Here is a 2,559-nt window from a genome sequence, read left to right as displayed (position 1 = left end):
GCCCAAACCCATGCCCGCGCCCAGGCCCTGCCGGTCCACCCCCAGACCCGACAACTCCTGGTCATACGACAGAGCCAGCGCAAACCCCGCCTCCCCACGGCCCGCCGTCGCCAGGAGCGGCACCTCCAGGGCGTAGCGGCCGGTCCGCGCGTCCACTGCGCCGCCGGCGTCCTCGCCGGGGGCGAACACGCCGGACACGGTGCCGGAGGTGCCGGGCACCCCAGCAGCGGCGGTGCGGGAGCCGGGAGCAGCGAATGCCTCGCCTGCGCTTTCCCCGGCGACAGTTCCGGCAGCGGCCAGAGCAAGGAGGCCTGCCACCCCGCCACGGCGGATCCGACGGGCAGAAGCAGGGGGCAAAGAGGAACGAGTGGAAGGCACGGATCAACCCCGGGGAGACAGCGAATTTCGGTCAGATGTCCTGTCCAGGAGAACAAACCCCGGGGGGGGCTGTCCCTCCTCCGACCGGCCCCTGCGCCGTATGAGGCAGCCGTCCGGACCGGTGGCGATGACAGCATCGCCCTGCGGCTGATGGGGGAGCACCGCGTCACCTGGCGCCGGGCGTTGGGGCGTGATCGGCTGAGGGCAGGAAGGAGCCGAGGCGGGTTGCTGCTCAGGTGGCAGCAGGAGTTCCTCAACAGCTCTCCCGCGTGCCGACAGCTCAGGAGCGCTTGCCGCGGGCGCCTGGGGAGCCGCTCAGGTTCACACCCCGAGCGCGGGTGCAGACGGCAACGAGCCCCCGTCGATGCGGGCGGCGTGGGGGCGGGCGGGCGAGGGCACGGCGGTGTTCTCCGGCAGGCGCCGCGGCACCGGGTTCAGGCAGGCCGCCGCCATCCCTCGCCGGGGGCCTGCGCGCGGTCTCTGCTCCGGTAACCCGGCGGCCGGCGCGGCGTGTGCGCCTGGCGCCGACGGCCTTCCCGGGGCCTTCGCCGGACGCGAGGGCGTGGGCGGTCCGGGTTGCGCCGGCTCCGGCCTGCTCACACCGAGGCGCAAGCCGCCCGGCCGGGAGCGGTCCGCAGGAGGCAGGGCGGCCAACCGCTCCGTCAGCATGCTCCGGGCCGGAGCCGGACGGGCCATGGCGCACCTGAAGGGGCTGGAAGGTCTTCGCCGCCTGCTGCCGCGGCCCCCTGGCCCGCTGCACCCCCGTCGCCAAGACCGTCACCGCCCTCGCCTTCTGCAAGAAAGGCTGGGGAGCCCCGTGAATGGGCCTCAGTGCCTCAACGTCCGGCCCGGCAGGGTCGGCTTATGCAAAGGCGATCCGGTACAATTGACGGCCCTCCTGCACGACGACTGCCGTGGACTCCACCAGTAGATGCAGGACTGCTGCTTCCTTCCTTGCATCCGGCTTCTCCCGCTCAGAAGAAGAGGAAATCTCATGCATGCTGTACGTTCCCTGCTGGCAACTGCCACTGCGCTCCTCTGCCTCACGGCCGTTGGTGCAGCGGCCGCCCCCGCTGCAAACGCCGCAGGCGGGGCCCGCGGTAATACGCCTTACGCCATCACAAATAACACCGGAACTGTTTTCGGCGTTGTCTGCCAAAACTGCACCCTGAACGACAAGAGCGGCTCGCTCAAGCCTGGTGCAACAATCAAGGCAACCCCCGAAACGCCTTCAGCTCGAGCATATTTGAATGCAACCGGGATCAATGTCGCGATAGATCTGTCAACGGGGACGTGTGAAGCACTCGCAGGCCCGAAGCCGATTTGCAGAGTGGACGTCGAAAATAATTCGACTGCACTCAATGGATTTCAAGGGCAAGGATGATCCGGTCATCCCGGTGGCACGGCAGAGGTGGGCGAGCCATAAGCGGCACATCTGACATCGCGCACACGCAGAAGCCAGGAGGCCTATTCACGGGGTTCTCGGGCTGATCTTCGTTGATCATGGAAGCGGCCCTGCTCGGTAGCGTGACGTTTGCGACGACGTCAGATCTCTACCGGGGCAGGGCCGTTGGGCTGGAACGTTACGACAGGGCTGGAGGCAGATCGACCGGATGCGCTGGGGGCCGGTGTCCGTGCCGGACTGCGGGCCGTGCCGGACGGCCCGTCTCCTGAGCGGCTGCGGGTGCTGGGCTTGTACAAGCCGGCGGTACTGGTGCTGTTCCTGCTGCGGCAGAATCCTGTCCAGGAAGCGGCGGCCGGACTCTTCGGGGTCTCCCAGGCGGCTGTCCCACGCCGCTGGAGCACACTGCTTCCCGTGGTGGGAAAGGTCTTGACCGGGCATGTCCGACCGGCGGAGGCCTCCGCCGGAAGAGTTGTGTGCATCGACGGCAAGCTGGCGACCGCATGGGACTGGAAGAGCGAGGGCACTTCGGTGTTCTCCGGCAGGCACCGGGGCACCGGTTTCAGCCTCCCGATCGCCGCCGCCCCGGCCGGGGACCTGCCCGCCCCGCGGGCGCCCTTGGGGCCGGGCTTCTCCTGATGGGGTTGCAGCCAGGCGAAGGCGTCCGGCGGGGCCGGCAGCCAGCTGGGCCGAAGAGAGCAAACCGGACCGGCTGCCGGCCACCTGCCGCCGCACCCACGGCATCCGCTACTTCCACGGCTGCTACTCGATGGGCGATG

Annotated in this window: 3 protein-coding genes; 2 read left to right on the top strand and 1 reads right to left on the bottom strand. The window is 69.4% G+C overall.

Annotation, left to right across the window (positions count from 1 at the left end):
* A partial coding sequence (locus tag IF89_RS45475) for a hypothetical protein (protein WP_158718116.1) occupies positions 1-219 on the bottom strand: 219 nt, incomplete at its 3' end.
* A gap of 1,153 nt (positions 220-1,372) precedes the next feature.
* Here IF89_RS45475 and IF89_RS46685 point away from each other — a divergent pair.
* Both IF89_RS46685 and IF89_RS46680 read left to right on the top strand, forming a co-directional pair.
* On the top strand, positions 1,373-1,762 hold the full coding sequence (locus IF89_RS46685; RefSeq protein ID WP_158718115.1) for a hypothetical protein: 390 nt from the start codon (positions 1,373-1,375) through the stop codon (positions 1,760-1,762).
* 432 nt (positions 1,763-2,194) lie between these two features.
* Positions 2,195-2,419, top strand: a complete 225-nt coding sequence (locus IF89_RS46680; protein WP_158718114.1) for a hypothetical protein — start codon at positions 2,195-2,197, stop codon at positions 2,417-2,419.
* Positions 2,420-2,559: the final 140 nt, after the last annotated feature.

The sequence above is a fragment of the Streptomyces sp. NRRL F-2664 genome, from assembly GCF_000719345.1.
Classification (GTDB): Bacteria; Actinomycetota; Actinomycetes; order Streptomycetales; family Streptomycetaceae; genus Streptomyces.
This window is presented reverse-complemented; position numbering and strand designations above follow the sequence as displayed.